15 protein-coding genes are annotated in these 17,692 nt (G+C 56.2%); 5 read left to right on the forward strand and 10 right to left on the reverse strand.

The genetic code is table 11. The annotated features are described in order from the left end of the window. Positions 1-9: 9 nt before the first annotated feature. From IM303_RS04160 to IM303_RS04185, 6 genes are all read right to left on the reverse strand, one after another. Complete coding sequence (locus IM303_RS04160) at positions 10-1,815, reverse strand: extracellular solute-binding protein (protein WP_028013879.1); 1,806 nt, start codon at positions 1,813-1,815, stop codon at positions 10-12. Positions 1,816-1,889: 74 nt separating this feature from the next. Beyond that, positions 1,890-3,446: a cyclic di-GMP phosphodiesterase gene (locus IM303_RS04165; protein ID WP_049000382.1), complete on the reverse strand. Its 1,557-nt coding sequence runs from the start codon at positions 3,444-3,446 to the stop codon at positions 1,890-1,892. Between the two features lie 128 nt (positions 3,447-3,574). After that, positions 3,575-4,144: a bifunctional murein DD-endopeptidase/murein LD-carboxypeptidase gene (gene mepS / locus IM303_RS04170; protein ID WP_028013877.1), complete on the reverse strand. Its 570-nt coding sequence runs from the start codon at positions 4,142-4,144 to the stop codon at positions 3,575-3,577. A gap of 415 nt (positions 4,145-4,559) precedes the next feature. Continuing rightward, positions 4,560-5,273, reverse strand: a complete 714-nt coding sequence (locus IM303_RS04175; protein WP_080351076.1) for a phosphatase PAP2 family protein — start codon at positions 5,271-5,273, stop codon at positions 4,560-4,562. 33 nt (positions 5,274-5,306) lie between these two features. Then, positions 5,307-6,293, reverse strand: coding sequence for a GTP-binding protein (locus IM303_RS04180; protein WP_045259724.1), 987 nt, complete (start codon positions 6,291-6,293; stop codon positions 5,307-5,309). 123 nt (positions 6,294-6,416) lie between these two features. Next, complete coding sequence (locus IM303_RS04185) at positions 6,417-7,883, reverse strand: mannitol dehydrogenase family protein (protein WP_049000378.1); 1,467 nt, start codon at positions 7,881-7,883, stop codon at positions 6,417-6,419. A gap of 205 nt (positions 7,884-8,088) precedes the next feature. On the opposite strand from IM303_RS04185, the gene uxuA reads away from it, so the two are divergent. Then, entirely contained in the window at positions 8,089-9,279 is a 1,191-nt protein-coding gene (gene uxuA, locus IM303_RS04190; protein ID WP_049000377.1) for a mannonate dehydratase, read from the forward strand. A 45-nt stretch (positions 9,280-9,324) separates the two neighbouring features. Here uxuA and yeiP read toward each other — a convergent pair whose 3' ends face one another. Beyond that, complete coding sequence (yeiP, locus tag IM303_RS04195) at positions 9,325-9,897, reverse strand: elongation factor P-like protein YeiP (RefSeq protein WP_008500940.1); 573 nt, start codon at positions 9,895-9,897, stop codon at positions 9,325-9,327. A gap of 162 nt (positions 9,898-10,059) precedes the next feature. Here yeiP and IM303_RS04200 point away from each other — a divergent pair, with 162 nt between their 5' ends. Further along, on the forward strand, positions 10,060-10,314 hold the full coding sequence (locus IM303_RS04200; protein ID WP_028013872.1) for a YkgJ family cysteine cluster protein: 255 nt from the start codon (positions 10,060-10,062) through the stop codon (positions 10,312-10,314). Here the strand turns inward: IM303_RS04200 and setB are convergent. After that, positions 10,311-11,492 (reverse strand): sugar efflux transporter SetB, encoded by a 1,182-nt coding sequence (gene setB, locus IM303_RS04205; RefSeq protein WP_045259727.1) that lies wholly within the window; start codon positions 11,490-11,492, stop codon positions 10,311-10,313. The genes IM303_RS04200 and setB overlap by 4 nt on opposite strands. Before the next feature lie 361 nt (positions 11,493-11,853). Between setB and fruB the strand changes: the two genes are divergently transcribed. The 3 genes from fruB to fruA are packed head-to-tail and all read left to right on the forward strand — an operon-like array spanning position 11,854 to position 15,624. Next, positions 11,854-12,984 (forward strand): fused PTS fructose transporter subunit IIA/HPr protein, encoded by a 1,131-nt coding sequence (fruB, locus tag IM303_RS04210; protein WP_049000374.1) that lies wholly within the window; start codon positions 11,854-11,856, stop codon positions 12,982-12,984. Then, positions 12,984-13,922, forward strand: coding sequence for a 1-phosphofructokinase (fruK, locus tag IM303_RS04215; RefSeq protein ID WP_010433510.1), 939 nt, complete (start codon positions 12,984-12,986; stop codon positions 13,920-13,922). The genes fruB and fruK overlap by 1 nt, the downstream gene beginning before the upstream one ends. Before the next feature lie 16 nt (positions 13,923-13,938). Further along, positions 13,939-15,624 carry a PTS fructose transporter subunit IIBC gene (gene fruA / locus IM303_RS04220; protein ID WP_049000371.1) on the forward strand — a complete coding sequence of 562 codons (1,686 nt, stop codon included), beginning with the start codon at positions 13,939-13,941 and terminating at the stop codon, positions 15,622-15,624. Positions 15,625-15,670: 46 nt separating this feature from the next. On the opposite strand, the gene nfo is transcribed toward fruA, so the two are convergent. Both nfo and IM303_RS04230 read right to left on the reverse strand, forming a co-directional pair. Then, positions 15,671-16,528 (reverse strand): deoxyribonuclease IV, encoded by an 858-nt coding sequence (nfo, locus tag IM303_RS04225; protein ID WP_049000370.1) that lies wholly within the window; start codon positions 16,526-16,528, stop codon positions 15,671-15,673. 64 nt (positions 16,529-16,592) lie between these two features. Further along, positions 16,593-17,639: a YeiH family protein gene (locus IM303_RS04230; protein ID WP_193359612.1), complete on the reverse strand. Its 1,047-nt coding sequence runs from the start codon at positions 17,637-17,639 to the stop codon at positions 16,593-16,595. Between the last annotated feature and the right edge of the window lie 53 nt (positions 17,640-17,692).

The raw sequence follows: 17,692 nt of genomic DNA on the forward strand, positions 1-17,692 counted from the left end.
GATAATTCCTTATCGCCGCTCGGCGGGCAGTCTGGCGGCTTTATTCACGTCATACCACCAGGTGTCAAAGCCCAGAGAATAGACAGGGCGCACGGCAGGCACGGAGAACTTGTCCCAGCGCGCAAGGCGGTCTTCGCCCATATACCACATGGGCAGCATGTAGTAGTTCCAGGTTAACACCCTGTCGAGGGCGCGACCAAGCGGCAAGAGCTTATCTTTATCGCCCTGCGCCGCCACAATTTTCGCAATCAGGGCATCAATCGCCGGGCTTTTTACGCCTGGCGCATTGTACGAGGAGTCGATGTAGCTGGAGGCCCAGGAGATTTGCAGATCCGAGCTAGGCCACGGCTGTGCGGGCCACAGGCGTTGCATCATGTCGTAATCGCGGCTGCGCATGCGGTTGGTGATCTGCGCGTTATCGACCTGGCGAATGTTCATGGTGATCCCCAGCCGCGCAAGGTTGTGCTTAAACGGCAGCACCCACTGATCGTTGCCGCCGGAGGAGAGCAGCAGTTCAAAGCTTAAAGGCTTGCCGGTTTTCGCATTGACGCGTTTCTGGTTCTTCAGCTGCCAGCCTGCCTCATCCAGCAGCTTGCTGGCCTTCAGCAGGTTGTCGCGGTCGTAGCCGTCACCCTTTGAAGCGGGCGGCTGAAACACCGTGGTAAACACCTCCGGCGGCACTTCCGCTTTCAGCGGCGCCAGCAGGAGCAGTTCGTCGGCTTTGGGGTAGTCGCGCGCGGCATATTCGGTGTTCTGGAAATAGCTGTTCGCGCGGCTGTACGCCCCGTAAAACAGGGCTTTGTTCATCCATTCAAAATCGAAGGCCAGGGAAATGGCTTCCCGAACGCGGCGGTCGGTAAATACCGGGCGCTGAATATTAAACGCCAACCAGCGCGTGTCCTGGGCGGATTCGTTTTTGTGCTCGTCTTTGACGATGTAGCCTTTCGTGAAGTTTTTGCCGATATAGCGGGTCGCCCAGTTTTTGGCGCTGTTCTCCACGCGTAAATCGAAGGCACCGGCCTTGAACGCTTCAAACGCCACGTTATCGTCGAGGTAGTAGTCATAGCGAAGGGTGTCGAAATTCCAGCGCCCGCGGTTTACCGGCAGGTTAGCCGCCCAGTAATCTTTCACGCGGGAATAGACCACGTACTGCCCCATGCGCCAGTCGGTAATGCGGTAAGGGCCACCGGCCAGCGGCGGCGTGGAGAGCGGGTCGCTTAACTTATGGTTTTTCCAGAACGATTCAGGCATCACCGGCAACGAGAACAGGCTAAGCATATTCTCTTTGTTCGGTTCGCTCAGCTCAATGCGTACGGTGAGGGGCGCAATGGCGCGCACCGTTGCGCCTTTATACACAATGCGGAACTGGGGAACGCCTTCGGTCATAAATTTATGAAACGTAAAAGCGACGTCGCTGGCCTTGACCGGCGTGCCGTCGTGAAAGCGGGCCCGGGGGTTTAGGGTAATTTCGGCCCAGGCGAAGTTATCCGCATAGCGCACGTTATCGGCAATCAGCGGGTAATAGCTGCCGGGTTCATCATCCGACGTGACAAAAAGCGTGTCATAGAGCGATTCCGTTCGCGCCGCGGCCACGCCGCGCAGGGCGAAGCGGTTAAAGTTGTCGAACGTTCCCGTAGCCGAGAGCGTGACCTTTCCACCCTTAGGGGCGGCAGGATTGACGTAATCGAAGTGCGTAAAATTGACCGCGTATTTGGGCTCGCCAATCACGGCGAACGCGATGTTCTCTTTGATGGTTTGCGCCTGGCTGGACAGGCTCACGACTGCCAACCAAAGCAACATAAAGCGCATAAACATCTCGCGGCGGCTCCCTCTTTTACAGACCGGCTCAGTTAAGCTGAATAATAAGTGACGCCACGGGCAATGTGAAATTATTCCCCGTCAGGCGACACCGTATTTTGCCACGTGCGGAACTGCTCCAGCGGCATCGGGCGGCTAATCCAGTAACCCTGCAGATAATTAACCCCATGCTCGCGCAGCCAGGCCGCCTGTTCCGGTGTTTCCACCCCTTCCGCAACGGTCGACATATTCAGTCGTCTTGCCAGCGTCAGTACGGCATCCAGCACCGGGGAGGTCACGGTTTCTGTGCCAATGGCGTTGACAAAACCACGGTCGATTTTCAGGTAGTCCATGGTGAAATGTTCAAGATAAATCAGCGCGCTGTGGCCGGTGCCGAAATCGTCGATGGCAATTTCAAACCCTTCGTTATGAAGCCATTCGAAGAGGCTGTTAGCTTCCCGATGGTTCAGCATGTCGCGCTCGGTAATTTCCAGTACGATCTGGAAGTAATCAGGCGGCAGCAGGGCTTTGAAGGTGCGCATATCGTCTTTGAAGCTTTCCGCATGCAGATGCCCCGGCGCGATATTAATGCCCACTTTGGCACCCGGCGGCAGCACGGTCTGTAGCACTGGCGCATCGTGAATAATCAGGTCAAAAAGATGCAGCGTGAGCGGAACAATCAGCTTCTGCGCTTCGGCAAAATTGATAAAGGCGTCCGGCGGGATCTCACCCATGGTCGGGTGCTTCCAGCGCATCAGCACTTCAAGCCCGGTCATCCTGAGCGATTTGGCGTCGACAACGGGCTGATAAACCACATAAAACTGGCCGCGCTTGATGGCGCTCAGAATCTCTTTGCCCGGATTGAGACGCGTCGTGAGGATGTAGAAGTTAAGCGACCCTGCCGCAATCCCGCACACCAGCCCGAAGAACAGGGCGTAAAGTATCTCATCGGTCGTCCACTCCTCGGCGTACAGGTTGATGGTCAGAGGAACGTCTTTGAGCGTCGCGGTGCGCGCCGGCGTTTCATGTAAATCCTTCGCTTTGACGAGGGCGCTTGAGGCAGTGGATAACGCATTTTCGCCGATGACGATCGCGATGCCCGCAAACTCGTCCTGGCGCGCGGTGTAAAGCAGGTACGGCGTCAGGTTGAGATTCACCGAGGTGAATACGCCGCCGTCCTTCACAAGCGGATTACGGTACCAGATGGCAATCGCGGGCTTATTGGGCAGCATGGGCGTGCCGGGGAGCAGTGCGATATCAACCTGCTTGTTGATGTGCAGCTCGGGTATCAGCTCCTCCATCGGGGAATTCATTGGCCCTGTGGCTGACGAGCAGAACGCCATTTTGTCTCTGACCAGCAGGAAGGCGCGTACGTTGAGGCTGAAGGCCGCGCGCGAGGTCAGCTCCGCGTTAACGTCCTGGCAATTATTGAGCGTCAGCGGCTGGAGCACGTCGATGGAGGCTTTCAGCTCGTCAAAATAGCTCTCCATGTAGATGCGCACATCCATGATCAACGTATCGAATCGGATTTCCCGCTTGTGGTAGCTCCAGAAAAATTGCAATGAACCCAGGAGCAGGGCGGCGATCAGGCCGGTAATGATACTGAGGAACAGTATCTTTCGATGACTGGAGAAGTAGCGGGTGAGCATAAACGTCGTGGTTCCTGAATTGCCGCTGATTGTATTCATTGTAACGGGCAAAAAAAAACACCGCCGAAGCAGTGCTTTTTTTTTATTGTATCGCCAGCCAAGGGATAACCAACGATACAATTATCATATTAACTGCGGGTCAGTACGCGGCGCGCTTCGTTGTAGCGCTTCTTCCAGTACGGTTCATTCATGCTGGAAATGGTCACACCGCTGCTGGTGGAGGCATGTACAAACTGGTCATTACCAATGTAGATGCCCACATGTCGACCGGTAGAACCTGCACGGAACAGCACTAAATCGCCGGTGCGCAGTTTGGTACGTGAAATCGACTTGCCCATCTCCTGCTGTTCGTAGGTCGAACGCGGAAGATCTAACCCAAATTGCTCGCGGAAGGTACGCTGTACAAAGCCGGAACAATCAATGCCTTTTTTAGTGCTGCCGCCAAGACGGTAACGCACGCCTTTCCAGTCAGCATACTGGTCCATAATGCGGGACTTCACGTCCAGATTACGTACCATATTTTCAAATTCATCCTGAGAGGCTTGCAGTGAAGAGGAATCTTCCATTCCCACAACACGCGTCTCAGGATGCATATTCTTTGCGGTGTTCGATGTACTACATGCAGATAACAGTACCGCGACTGCTATCGCCGGGATCCCCCGTAAGATATATCTCAGAAACGGTTGAGATTTGACCATTTTGTTTATTTTCCCTTGAAGTCCTTAACGACAAATATCGTTATAAAAATGCCAAACGTGACGAGACTAATTATCTGTTCACATTGAGACAATTGTTTCTGGTGACATTTGTGGTGCAGCGCACAAAATTATTCACCATCGAAATAATTATCTCCATGGGGCAAAACGAGTTCGAGATTAACCGATTGCCAGGGCTATTGCGAGTAAAAAGAGCCTTTTTTTTATAAGAAATTGTGATACAGAAAGTAAAAATTTGTCATTGCACAAAATAGCGGCAGATCCGCCGCGTAATCGTGCAATTGCTTCATTTTTATCACGAATGCGATGACAAGAATATGACAGCGCAGAAAGATCGCGGGAAGGGCATTATCAGGGATCGTGATGATCCCCGATAGTTTACGTTAAAAAACGGTAATTATTTGTTCAATTTTTGTTGCTTTCTACGCGGAAGATAGCGATCGAAAAGGGTAATTAGGCGATCGCTCAAAGGCGTCATCAGAACCCACGGCAGACCAATCAGCACCGCGGAAAGGGAACCCACGACAATATCCGTCAGCCAGTGCGCGCCAATCATCACGCGCGGGAAGGCAAATATCACCACAATAAGCAGGGCGATTGCGAACGCCTTCTTACCGAAATAGCGCAGCATGAAGCCAGAAAAAATAAGCAGCATCATGCCGTGATCGCCCGGGAAACTGTCCTTCGAGGCATCTTTTGTTGGAATATGCAGCAGTTCACTCACGCGATAAATATTCGGGAAAGAGAGCGAAGGACTTGCACGTTTTACCGGCATCAGATGTTGCGCCAGCTGATTAATGATCACCGCAGCCAGAAGCATCACCAGTCCGATAATCAGGATGCGGCGACGCCCCGAGTCATCCTCTTTGAGCCAGAAAGAGAGCATCAGGCAGCCCATGGCCAGCAGGGAAAAGCCGTCAAAGGCGCGGTTATTGGTAATTGCCACCAGCCACAGAAAGGCGTCACTCTTCACCAGCCCCTGGTTGAAGAAATGAAACAGGGATGAATCCAGCGGGAACCAGAAACCGTGATTCACCGGGATATACCAGGAGAAAAAGAGCGCCAGACCGGCAACATTAAGCAGTAGTATCTGGGGAATTCGAGTCGTCATAACGTTCTGCATTGAGTGAAAACTGGGGCAACGTTAGCCGCCCGAACTTAAACGAAGCTTCAACAGGCTGGACTGCAGGGCATTCCAGTCGGCGTTAACCGCACTAATTAACTCTATTCTGCTGTCAGGTGGCGCGACGTTTTGCGTTTCGATAAAGAAATCGTCGCCCTGGCGGTTGATCCGCACCAGCCCATCTGGCGTGCGCATGATCCCTTTCACGCGGTCGACCGGCGCAAGTCTGGCCCACTCCAGGATCCCGATGGTGTCGAAAACGGTGTCGGCATCGAAAATCCATCCGCAGGCCTGATACCCCTGACCGCTGTTAAGGTTACGACGCCAGCGCTGGTGTTCCGGCAGGCTAAGCGCGGCCAGACCCTGCTTTGCAGAATGGTGATGCGCATGCTCTGCGCTGGCCGGGAGTTGCGCCAGGTTCTGGCGGGGAAGATCCAGCAGGGCGCTATCAATATTCCCCTGCGTGGCCTGCACCCGCGTCCGATTGCCGCCGAAATGCTGCCACCACGCGTCCAGCGCGGCCCGGCTTTCCGCCGTGGCGCGATCTTCTTTATTGGCGACAATAACGTCTGCTGCGGCGAGCTGATCGCGAAAGTTCTCATTGGCCACCGCTTTTTCATCCAGAAGCTGACGCGGATCGAGCAGGCACAGCGTGGCGCGAAGATCGATCCACGGCTCGTAAACCGGGGCGGTCAGTAAATCGAGGATCTGCTTCGGGTGGCCCAGACCGGTAGGTTCAATCAGCAGGCGGTCCGGTTTGCCCTGACGCAGCAGCGTATTGAGGCCTACCTGCATCGGTAAGCCGTTAACGCAGCACATGCATCCGCCGGGGATCTCTTTAATCATTGCGCCGCTGGATGACAGCAACGCGCCATCAATGCCCACTTCGCCGAATTCATTGACCAGCACGGCCCATTTCTCGGCGGGATCTTTATTCGCCAGCAGATGAAGAATAGAGGTGGTTTTACCGCTGCCGAGAAAACCGGTGATGAGGTTGGTTTTGGTCACGTGCGCTCCGCAAGAGAATTGTGATGCTATAACACTATGCTCTTATCCTGGCGAAAAACGGGCGCAATGAGAAGGGGGAGGGCGAACGGAGGCAATGTCCGTTCGCATTAAGCGCAATAATCGCTAAAGATTTAACGTTTCAATAACAGCCTGGCGTGCGCCACGGCGGATGATGCGCTGGTAGGCCTGGCTGACAGCCTCAGCGAAAACGCTATTTTGCGCGAGATCGTGACCGAAGACCTCGCTCAGCCCCAGCAGCGCATCTACGCGGTCGGCGTCGCTGCTGGCCTCGACAATCGTGCGGATTTTATCGCTGAGGGGATCGCGAACGTCAATCGCGTTGCCGCGTTCGTCGAACCCGCTGACGTAGCGTATCCAGCCAGCGACGCCCAGCGCCAGCAGCGGCCATTCTGTTTTACGCTCAAGGTGGACGCGGATGCCATCCAGCATTCGCTGCGGCAGCTTCTGGCTACCGTCCATCGCGATTTGCCAGGTACGGTGCTGCAGCGCCGGGTTAGCAAAGCGATCGATCAGACTGTCGGCATAAGCAGTCAGGTCGACATCCTTTATACGCAGCGTAGGCGCCTGTTCATCCAGCATTAGCCGCCGGGCGGCTTCGCGGAAGGTGGCGTCCTCCATGCATTCATTAATATGCGCGTACCCGGCGAGATACCCCAGATACGCCAGGAAAGAGTGGCTGCCGTTAAGCATGCGTAATTTCATCTGCTCCCACGGCAGAACGTCCTGCACCATCTGAACGCCCGCCACTTCCCACTCCGGACGCCCGGCGACAAAATTATCTTCCACTACCCACTGAATAAACGGCTCGCAGCTTATGGCGCACGGATCGTCAACGCCGAGCGCGTCGGCGATCTCCGCAAGCGAGGCCTCCGTCGCGGCGGGAACAATTCTGTCGACCATCGTTCCTGGAAAGCTTACGTGGCTCTCGATCCACTCCGCCAATGCCGGGGAGCGCTTTTGCGCCATGCCAAGCACCGCATTTTTCACTACGTGTCCGTTGTCCGGAATGTTGTCGCAGGAAAGCACGGTAAACGCAGGCAAGCCGCGCTCACGGCGGCGATTAAGGGCTTCGACCAGGATCCCCGGCGCGGAATGCGGCTCAGCGGGATTTTCCAGATCGTGGACGATCCGGGCGTTTTGTAAATCCAGCTTACCGGTCGCGGGATCGATGCAGTAGCCTTTCTCCGTAATGGTGAGCGACACAATCGCCACCTGCGGCTCGCAAAACTTCTCTATTATCGCGGGCAGAGAGTCCAGCTTTGCATTCAGGCATTCATGCACGGCCCCGACAATAATCGGCTGATTTCCTTCAGCACCTTTCTCCAGCACGGTAAACAGGTGATCCTGCGCGCGCAGCTGGCTCATCAGCACGTCGCCGCTGAACAGGCTAATCTCACAAATTCCCCAGTCGCCGCCTTTTTCATTCAGCACCCGGTTTGTTAACAATGCCTGATGCGCGCGGTGAAACGCACCGAAGCCGAAATGGACGATGCGGGAGCGCAGTTGATGACGATCGTAGCGCGGTTGTTGAACCTGGGCTGGAAGGGCGGTTGAGGCAATTGTCTTCATGAAATACACACCTGATTAACCATTAATTAACAATGCCAGTCTAAAGTTATATGACAGCAAATAAAATTGGTAAGCCGTAAATATCCCCGTTCTGTGAGTTTGATCAATCAATGTGTGGCGGCGTGTTGACCCTTCACGGCAAACATGTATGGTAGTCGTCATTGCAGTAACCGATATTGGTATAACAACTTGAGAGGATGAGGCAATGGAACAAACCTGGCGTTGGTACGGGCCGAACGATCCGGTTTCTCTTGATGATGTGCGTCAGGCTGGCGCAACGGGTGTCGTCACGGCGCTGCATCACATTCCTAACGGCCAGGTATGGCCGGTTGAGGAGATTCAACAGCGTCAGGCGCTGCTGGCGGAGAAGGGGTTAACCTGGTCTGTGGTAGAAAGCATTCCGGTTCACGAAGATATCAAAACCCATTCCGGGGAATACCGGACCTGGATTGCAAACTATCAGCAGAGCATTCGCAACCTGGCGGCCTGCGGCATCGATACGGTTTGCTATAACTTCATGCCGATTCTGGACTGGACGCGTACCGACCTGGAATATCAGATGCCGGACGGCTCGAAAGCGCTTCGTTTTGACCAGATTGCCTTTGCGGCGTTTGAGCTGCACATTCTGAAACGCCCGGGCGCCGAAGCGGATTACACCGCTGAAGAGCAGCAGCAGGCCCTTGAATGGTTCAATGCCGCCAGTGAAGCGGACGTTGAGAAGCTGACCCGCAATATCATTGCTGGCCTGCCGGGTGCGGAAGAGGGGTACACGCTGGATCAGTTCCGCGCGCGTCTGGCGGAATACGGCAATATTGATAAGCAGCAGCTGCGTGAAAACATGGCGTATTTCCTGCGCGCTATCGTTCCGGTTGCGGAAGAAGCCGGCGTGCGTCTGGCGGTACACCCGGACGATCCGCCGCGTCCTATCCTCGGCCTGCCGCGTATCGTTTCCACGATTGAAGATATGCAATGGCTGAAAGAGACGGTCGACAGCATCCACAACGGCTTTACCATGTGTACCGGCTCCTACGGCGTGCGTGCTGATAACGATCTGGTGCGGATGATAGAAACCTTTGGCGATCGCATTCACTTTACGCACCTGCGTGCGACCTGCCGGGAGGAGAATCCAAAGACCTTCCACGAGGCCGCGCATCTGGGTGGCGACGTAAATATGGTGGCGGTGGTCGACGCTATTCTGGCTGAAGAGGCGCGTCGCAAGCAGGCGGGCGATGTGCGTCCTATTCCGTTCCGTCCGGATCACGGACACCAGATGCTGGACGATCTGCGTAAGAAAACCAACCCGGGCTATTCGGCGATTGGCCGCCTGAAGGGGATGGCGGAAGTGCGAGGGGTCGAGCTGGCGCTGAAGATGACGAAGTATCCGGAGCTTCTGTAACCGGAATTGTCGGGTGGCGAAGCCGCCACCCGACAAATGCCATAATCAGTCAGCACGACCCATATAGCGTTTTTCTTCAATATGGATGCGGATCTTCTCGCCAGCGGAGAGATATTCCGGCACCTGCACAACCAGCCCGGTAGTCAGGGTCGCTGGTTTGTTGCGCGCACTTGCTGACGCGCCTTTGATGCCCGGCGCGGTTTCAACGATTTCCAGATCCACGGTCTGCGGCAGTTCAAGCGCCAGCAGCACGCCGTCCCAGGTCAGTACCTGCATGTCTGGCATACCGCCTTCAGGAATGAACAGCAGCTCTTCTTCGATCTGATCTTTGGTGAAGATGTACGGGGTGTAATCTTCTTTATCCATGAACACGTATTCGTTGCCGTCGATGTAGGAGAAATCAACGTAGCGGCGGGTCAGGGTCACGGTATCAACGATATCGTCACCTTTAAAACGTTCTTCCACCTTCAGGCCGGTACGCACATCGGCGAAACGCATTTTGTACAGCGTCGCTGCACCACGGGCGCTTGGTGCCTGAATGTCGATGTCTTTCACAATCAGCAATTTGCCGTTGTAATTCAGTACCATACCTTTCTTAATTTCGTTCGCTCTTGGCATTGCAGTAATCCTGTCTACGGGAGGTAAAAAATATCGCGCCAAATTACTCGCGCGCGGCCTTTCAGGCAAGTGGAATTCGTGGCTTTTGCTATCAATACGCAAAAGGTGTTACTGTGCGCCCGATGCCCGACTGTACGGGTGTTCGCCACCGAGAGAGCATGTATGGATTGTCGTCCAGATTGCGGCGCGTGCTGTACCGCTCCGTCCATTTCAAGCCCCATTCCAGGCATGCCTGAAGGCAAGCCCGCCAATACCCGCTGCGTTCAGCTCTCTGAATCCAACCTGTGTATGATCTTTGAGTCTCCCCTGCGCCCGAAGGTCTGTTCCGGGCTTCAGCCATCAGCTGAAATGTGCGGCAGCACGCGCGCGCAGGCAATGACATGGCTGCTGGAGCTGGAAGCGCTCACCGCGCCTTAAACGTCTTTGATCCTCGCCAGACAGCCAATCGTCAGCGTACACATCACCAGCGCAATCCAGAACACCGTGTGGTAGTTCCAGATCTCGGCAACGATACCGGCCATCGAGCCCGCGATAATCCAGCCCACGCGGGTGGTATTAGTATAAAGGGTGGTGGCGGCACCTGCCTGCCCCGGCATCAGATCCTGGAAGTAGAGCATGCCAATCCCCGCCAGGATGCCGATATACACGGCGTTCAGCAGCTGTAAAGCAAGAAGCAGGGCTGGCGTATGGACCGTCAGCATGCCAACGTAGAATAGCAGCCCGGCGACGGCCGCAATGCGCATTAAAAAACGCTTTCCAAAACGCTTCGCATAATAGCCTGCAATCAGCATGGTTGGGATCTCAAGACCCGCGGCGGTGCCCATCATAATGCCGGCCAGCTTCTCCGGCAGGTGTAGCTCATCAATAATAAACAGCGGCATGTTAATGATATACAGGCTGTTGGTGCCCCACATCAGCGTGCAGATAACAAACAGGAGCAGGGCATCGCGGCGGTTACGACGCGGCGCTTCCAGCACGCCCGTTGCCACTTTGGGCTCTTTGCGCATTGACGGCAGAAAAAACCATACCATTGCGCCGCACGCCACAAACGCGACCGCCGCGCTCAGGTACATCACCGTAAAGCCAAACCCCATCGCCAGCGCGTAGGCCAGCGGCGGGCCAATTACCCATGCCAGCGACACCTGAGCGCGCAATATCGAGCTGAACATCACCGCTTCCCGCCCGGTATGGTCGGCATGTTCGCGGGCAAGGGCAAACAGCTGCGGGTTGGCGGTTGAGCCAAAGCTGCTCAGAAAAACGCCGATGAACAGCAGAATGAAATAGTTACGGTTCCAGGCAAACAGGACGCAGGCCAGCACCCCCAGCAGACAGCAGAAAACGATCAGGCTTTTACGATCGCCTTTGCGGTCGGAACGACCGGCGAGAAACTGGCTGACGAGAATGCCGATGATGGCGCTTCCGGTAAAAAAGAAGCCAACCATCGCCGGACGAGCGTGAACTTCGTTAGTCAGGAACAGGCTCAGCGTCGGGGTTTGCAACGCACCGGCGATGCCCGTGAAGAAGGCAACAATCAGGAACGCCGTTGACGTCAAATCAAAGGGCTTCGGCGCGGTGGCCGCAGGGGTGTTATGCATGTTTTATAATTAGCGAGTAACAGAGAGGGGCGGAGTTTACGCCGTCAGTTAAAAAATAAACAGTGGGTGAAGTCAATTACCCCACGAAAAATCAAAATGGCATTTCAACTTACTCCCCACCTGGCTGAACTTAGCTGAAACTGGTTTGCTGAAGTTCAGCAAAATTCAGCTGAACGCAGAAGAAATGTGCAGTATCTCTAAATTCTGATATCGGAAATACGACATTTCTTGCAAGCCATTGCAGAAAGCGCAAGACTTTTTGAAACGTTTCAGCGCTATCTTGTTTTAACAAACGGAGCAGGCTAGCGCATTTTTTCTCATGTAAGCTGAAACGATTCACTTTCAGCAGGAGAGGAGAACCATGTTCCAGTTATCTGTTCAGGATATTCACCCGGGCGCTCAGGCCGGGGATAAAGAAGAGGCTATTCGTCAGGTTGCCGCTGCCCTTGTGCAGGCGGGTAACGTCGCGGACGGCTACGTAAACGGTATGCTGGCGCGCGAGCAGCAGACCTCCACCTTCCTCGGCAATGGCATTGCCATTCCGCACGGCACAACCGACACCCGCGACCAGGTGCTGAAAACCGGCGTTAAGGTTTATCAGTTCCCGCAGGGCGTGCTCTGGGGCGACGGCCAGGTGGCTTATGTTGCTATCGGTATCGCGGCGAGCAGCGACGAACACTTAGGCCTGCTGCGTCAGCTGACGCATGTCCTGAGCGATGACTCCGTGGCGGAACAGCTGAAGTCTGCAACAACCGCTGAAGAGCTGCGGGCGTTGCTGATGGGCGAAAAACAGAGTGAAGCGCTGAAGCTGGATAACGACACGCTGACGCTGGATGTTGTGGCCTCCGACCTGGTCACGCTGCAGGCGCTGAACGCGGGTCGCCTGAAAGAAGCGGGTGTCGCTGATGCCACCTTTGTGACGCGCGTGATTAACGATAAACCGCTGAATCTCGGCCAGGGCATCTGGCTGAACGACAGCGCTGAAGGCAACCTGCGCAGCGCAATTGCAGTGAGCCGCGCCGCCACCGCGTTCGACGTTGAGGGCGAGACAGCAGCCATGCTGGTGACTGTGGCGATGAACGATGAGCAGCCGGTTTCGGTGCTGAAGCGTCTGGGCGATCTGCTGCTGAACAATAAAGCTGAAAAACTGCTGAACGCCGATGCGGCGACCGTGCTGGCGCTGCTGACCAGCGACGACGCGCTAACGGACGACGTGCTGAACGCCGAGTTCGTGGTGCGTAACGAACACGGCCTGCATGCCCGTCCGGGCACCATGCTGGTCAACACCATTAAACAATTTGAAAGCGAGATTACCGTGACCAACCTGGATGGTTCGGGCAAACCGGCCAACGGCCGCAGCCTGATGAAAGTCGTCGCGCTGGGCGTGAAGAAAGGCCATCGCCTGCGCTTCACCGCGCAGGGCGCAGATGCTGAACAGGCGCTGAAAGCAATTGGCGACGCCATCGCGGCAGGTCTGGGGGAGGGCGCATAATGAGCAGACGTGTTGCGACTATTACGCTGAACCCGGCTTATGACCTGGTGGGGTTTTGCCCGGAAATTGAGCGCGGCGAAGTTAACCTCGTGCGTACCACTGGCCTGCATGCTGCGGGCAAAGGGATTAACGTCGCGAAGGTGCTCAAGGATCTCGGTATCGACGTCACCGTAGGCGGATTCCTCGGTAAAGATAACCAGGATGGCTTCCAGCAGCTGTTCAGCGAGCTGGGCATTGCCAACCGTTTCCAGGTTGTGCAGGGCCGTACCCGCATCAACGTTAAGCTGACGGAAAAAGACGGCGAAGTGACCGATCTTAACTTCTCAGGTTTCGAAGTGACGCCAGCTGACTGGGAGCGCTTTGTTACCGACTCCCTGACCTGGCTGGGCCAGTTCGACATGGTGTGCGTCAGCGGCAGCCTGCCGTCCGGCGTCAGCCCGGAAGCGTTTACCGACTGGATGACGCGCCTGCGCAGCCAGTGCCCGTGCATTATCTTCGACAGCAGCCGCGATGCGCTGGTGGCGGGGCTGAAAGCGTCTCCATGGCTGGTGAAGCCAAACCGCCGCGAGCTGGAGATCTGGGCAGGCCGCAAGCTGCCGGAATTAAAAGATGTGATTGAGGCCGCCCATGCGCTGCGCGAGCAGGGTATTGCTCACGTGGTAATCTCGCTGGGTGCAGAAGGGGCGTTGTGGGTTAACGCTTCAGGTGAATGGATTGCCAAACCGCCGTCAATGGAAGTAGTGAGCACCGTTGGCGCAGGGGATTCTATGGTTGGCGGCCTGATTTACGGCCTGCTGATGCGTGAATCCAGTGAACATACGTTACGTCTTGCCACCGCCGTTGCAGCCCTGGCCGTGAGCCAGAGCAATGTCGGTATTACCGATCGTACCCAGTTAGCCGCGATGATGGCGCGCGTTGACTTAAAACCTTTTAACTAACAGCAGGAGAGGAATAATGAAAACGCTGCTGATCATTGACTCCGGTCTCGGACAGGCTCGCGCCTACATGGCGAAGACCCTGCTGGGCGCGGCGGCACAAAAAGCACACCTGGACATCATTGATAACCCAGGCGATGCCGAACTGGCGATTGTCCTGGGCGATAAAATTCCCGCTGACAGCGCGCTGAACGGCAAAAAAGTGTGGCTGGGCGATATTAATCGCGCGGTGGCACACCCGGAACTGTTCCTGAGCGAAGCGAAAGGTCACGCGACCGTCTACAGCGCGCCTGTCGCGGCGGCTCCTGCTGCGGCCTCGGGTCCGAAACGCGTTGTCGCGGTCACGGCCTGCCCGACGGGCGTGGCGCACACCTTTATGGCGGCTGAAGCCATTGAAACCGAAGCGAAAAAACGCGGCTGGTGGGTGAAGGTTGAAACCCGTGGCTCCGTGGGGGCGGGCAATGCCATTACGCCGGAAGAGGTCGCTGAGGCCGATCTGGTGATTGTGGCGGCAGATATCGAAGTGGATCTGGCGAAATTTGCCGGCAAACCGATGTACCGCACCTCTACCGGCCTGGCGCTGAAAAAGACCGCGCAGGAGTTTGATAAGGCCCTGGCAGAAGCCAAACCGTATCAGGCCACCGGCGCAGTAAAAACGCCGACCGAAGGCAAAAAAGAGTCTGCGGGCGCATACCGTCACCTGCTGACCGGCGTGTCCTACATGCTGCCGATGGTGGTTGCGGGCGGCCTGTGTATCGCACTGTCGTTCGCGTTTGGTATTACGGCATTTAAAGAAGAAGGGACGCTTGCGGCTGCGCTGATGCAGATCGGCGGCGGTTCAGCGTTCGCGCTGATGGTGCCGGTGCTGGCGGGCTTTATCGCCTTCTCCATTGCTGACCGTCCGGGTCTGACCCCGGGTCTTATCGGCGGTATGCTGGCGGTGAGCACCGGCTCCGGCTTTATTGGCGGTATCATCGCCGGTTTCCTCGCAGGTTACGTCGCGAAGCTGATTAGCTCGAAGCTGAAGCTGCCGCAGAGTATGGAGGCGCTGAAGCCAATCCTGATCATTCCGCTCATCTCCAGCCTGGTGGTCGGTCTGGCGATGATCTACCTGATTGGTAAGCCGGTTGCGGGTATCCTGGCGGGCCTGACCCACTGGCTGCAAACCATGGGCACGGCGAACGCGGTGCTGCTGGGCGCAATCCTCGGCGGCATGATGTGTACCGACATGGGTGGCCCGGTGAACAAAGCGGCATACGCCTTTGGCGTTGGCCTGCTGAGTACCCAGACTTACGCGCCGATGGCGGCGATCATGGCGGCCGGTATGGTGCCACCGCTGGCGCTTGGCCTGGCGACGATTATTGCCCGTCGTAAGTTCGACAAAGCGCAGCAGGAAGGCGGTAAAGCGGCGCTGGTGCTGGGCCTGTGCTTCATCACCGAAGGTGCGATTCCGTTCGCGGCGCGTGACCCAATGCGTGTTCTGCCGTGCTGTATCGTCGGCGGCGCGGTAACGGGTGCCATCTCCATGGCGATTGGCGCGAAGCTGATGGCACCGCACGGCGGTCTGTTCGTCCTGCTGATCCCTGGCGCCATCACCCCGGTACTGGGTTATCTGCTGGCGATTGTTGCCGGTACGCTGGTGGCAGGCCTGTCTTACGCGGTGCTGAAACGTCCGGAAGCGGAAGTTGTGGCAAAAGCAGCGTAAGCAGTAAGCAATAAAAAAGCCGGGTGCTAATGCAACCCGGCTTTTTTTATGCCGCCTGTTCTGCGGTTTGCTGTGCCTTCAGCCAGGCAATCTCCTCCGCCCAGATATCCGGATTGATGGTTTCCAGCACCATCGGAATACCGTCGAAGCGGGCGTCCTGCATAATAAAGCGGAAGGCATCGTGACCGATATTGCCTTCGCCCAGGCTGTGGTGGCGGTCAACGCGGCTGCCGAACGCGCTTTTCGCATCGTTCAGGTGCATACCGCGAAGATATTTAAAGCCAACAACGCGCTCGAACTCCTCGAAAGTATTTTTCGTGGCCTCGGTGGTGCGCAGGTCATACCCGGCGGCAAACGCGTGGCAGGTATCAATGCATACGCCCACGCGAGACTTATCTTCCACGCCGTCAATGATTGCCGCCAGATGTTCAAACCTAAAGCCGAGGTTGCTGCCCTGACCAGCGGTGTTTTCAATCACTGCGGTGACGCCTTTGGTCTTATCCAGCGTCATGTTGATGGATTCGGCAATGCGCGCCAGACAGGCATCTTCATCAATCTGCATCAGATGACTACCCGGATGGAAGTTCAGCAGCGTCAGCCCGAGCTGTTCGCAGCGCTGCACTTCATCAAGGAACGCCTCGCGGGACTTATCCAGCGCTTCCTGCACCGGATGCCCGAGGTTAATCAGATAGCTGTCGTGGGGAAGGATCTGGCCCGGCCCGTAATGGTATTTTTCACAGGCGGCTTTGAAATCATCAATCACGTCGGCGGTGAGCGGCGCGGCGCGCCACTGGCGCTGGTTTTTGGTGAACAGGGCGAAAGCGGTCGCCTCAATTTCGGCGGCGCGAATGGCGGCATTCGCCAGGCCACCTGCAGCGCTGACGTGCGCTCCAACGTATTTCATAAAAAAACTCCTGTTAACCCGAAACGCTTATGATAGCGGGTTAACAGGAGAAGGACGAGATGGTTTATGCCATCAGGCTGTGCACGGCGAGGTTAATCGCACCGCCGCCGACAATCAGCCAGATGAAGAGCACCAGCGCCATCAGCAGCGGCTTCGCACCGGCTTTTTTCAGCGCGCTGACGTGCGTGGTCACCCCCAGCGCCGCCATCGCCATCGCCAGCAGCACCGTATCCAGCGTCACCAGCATCTCCACTACCGCTTTTGGCAGCAGGTGGAAGGAGTTAAAGATAGCGACCACGATGAACAGGATCGCAAACCACGGAATGGTAATTTTGCTCTTCTCGCTGCCGCCAGCCGGTGCCAGCTGTTTAACACGGGCCGCGAGGAAAATCAGGAACGGGGCCAGCATCATCACGCGCAGCATTTTGGCAATGACCGCCGCGTTTTCCGCTTCCGGGTTAATGGCGTGACCTGCCGCCACCACCTGCGCCACTTCGTGCATGGTTGAGCCAATATAAATGCCGTAGGTTTCCGGGCTAAACCAGTGCGCCACCAGCGGGTACATGGCCGGATACAGGAAGATTGCCAGCGTACCGAAGATAACCACCGTCGCGACCGCCACCGTCACTTTACTGGCTTCGGCTTTAACGACGGGTTCTGTTGCCAGCACTGCCGCCGCGCCGCAGATGCTGCTGCCTGCGCCGATTAACCAGCTGGTTTGCTTATCCAGGCCAAACACTTTCTGACCGATAAAGCACGCCAGTAAAAAGGTGCTGGTCAGCGTCAGGACGTCAATGGCAATCCCGCTGACGCCCACGTCCGCAATCTGCGAAAAGGTGAGACGGAAGCCGTAAAGGATAATCCCGAGACGTAATAAATGCTGCTTGGCGAAAATCACGCCGCCGTCGCAGGATTTACAGATGTGGGGGTAAACGGTGTTCCCGACCACCATGCCGAGCAAAATGGCCAGCGTCAACGCGCTGAACCCTGCACCGGCCACTGCCGGAATACTGCCGCCCCATAAGGCCACGCCGGTGACGACGGCGCTGAGCGCAAGGCCGGGCACGAAGTGCCACACTGTACGATGATGTTGTAAGGTGATTTCTGACATAACCTTCTCCTTTGTCTGGCTAAAGGTTACGGCGCGCTGGCTTAAAAATAAAA

The sequence above is a fragment of the Enterobacter cloacae complex sp. P38RS genome, from assembly GCF_014930775.1.
Lineage (GTDB): Bacteria > Pseudomonadota > Gammaproteobacteria > Enterobacterales > Enterobacteriaceae > Enterobacter > Enterobacter bugandensis.

What these genes read in the sequence shown, in the direction of transcription:
- IM303_RS04160 (WP_028013879.1), bottom strand. Translation starts at nt 1,815, where the DNA reads ATGTTTATGCGCTTTATGTTGCTTTGGTTGGCAGTCGTGAGCCTGTCC.
- IM303_RS04165 (WP_049000382.1), bottom strand. Translation starts at nt 3,446, where the DNA reads ATGCTCACCCGCTACTTCTCCAGTCATCGAAAGATACTGTTCCTCAGT.
- mepS (WP_028013877.1), bottom strand. Translation starts at nt 4,144, where the DNA reads ATGGTCAAATCTCAACCGTTTCTGAGATATATCTTACGGGGGATCCCG.
- IM303_RS04175 (WP_080351076.1), bottom strand. Translation starts at nt 5,273, where the DNA reads ATGACGACTCGAATTCCCCAGATACTACTGCTTAATGTTGCCGGTCTG.
- IM303_RS04185 (WP_049000378.1), bottom strand. Translation starts at nt 7,883, where the DNA reads ATGAAGACAATTGCCTCAACCGCCCTTCCAGCCCAGGTTCAACAACCG.
- uxuA (WP_049000377.1), top strand. Translation starts at nt 8,089, where the DNA reads ATGGAACAAACCTGGCGTTGGTACGGGCCGAACGATCCGGTTTCTCTT.
- yeiP (WP_008500940.1), bottom strand. Translation starts at nt 9,897, where the DNA reads ATGCCAAGAGCGAACGAAATTAAGAAAGGTATGGTACTGAATTACAAC.
- IM303_RS04200 (WP_028013872.1), top strand. Translation starts at nt 10,060, where the DNA reads ATGGATTGTCGTCCAGATTGCGGCGCGTGCTGTACCGCTCCGTCCATT.
- setB (WP_045259727.1), bottom strand. Translation starts at nt 11,492, where the DNA reads ATGCATAACACCCCTGCGGCCACCGCGCCGAAGCCCTTTGATTTGACG.
- fruB (WP_049000374.1), top strand. Translation starts at nt 11,854, where the DNA reads ATGTTCCAGTTATCTGTTCAGGATATTCACCCGGGCGCTCAGGCCGGG.
- fruK (WP_010433510.1), top strand. Translation starts at nt 12,984, where the DNA reads ATGAGCAGACGTGTTGCGACTATTACGCTGAACCCGGCTTATGACCTG.
- fruA (WP_049000371.1), top strand. Translation starts at nt 13,939, where the DNA reads ATGAAAACGCTGCTGATCATTGACTCCGGTCTCGGACAGGCTCGCGCC.
- nfo (WP_049000370.1), bottom strand. Translation starts at nt 16,528, where the DNA reads ATGAAATACGTTGGAGCGCACGTCAGCGCTGCAGGTGGCCTGGCGAAT.
- IM303_RS04230 (WP_193359612.1), bottom strand. Translation starts at nt 17,639, where the DNA reads ATGTCAGAAATCACCTTACAACATCATCGTACAGTGTGGCACTTCGTG.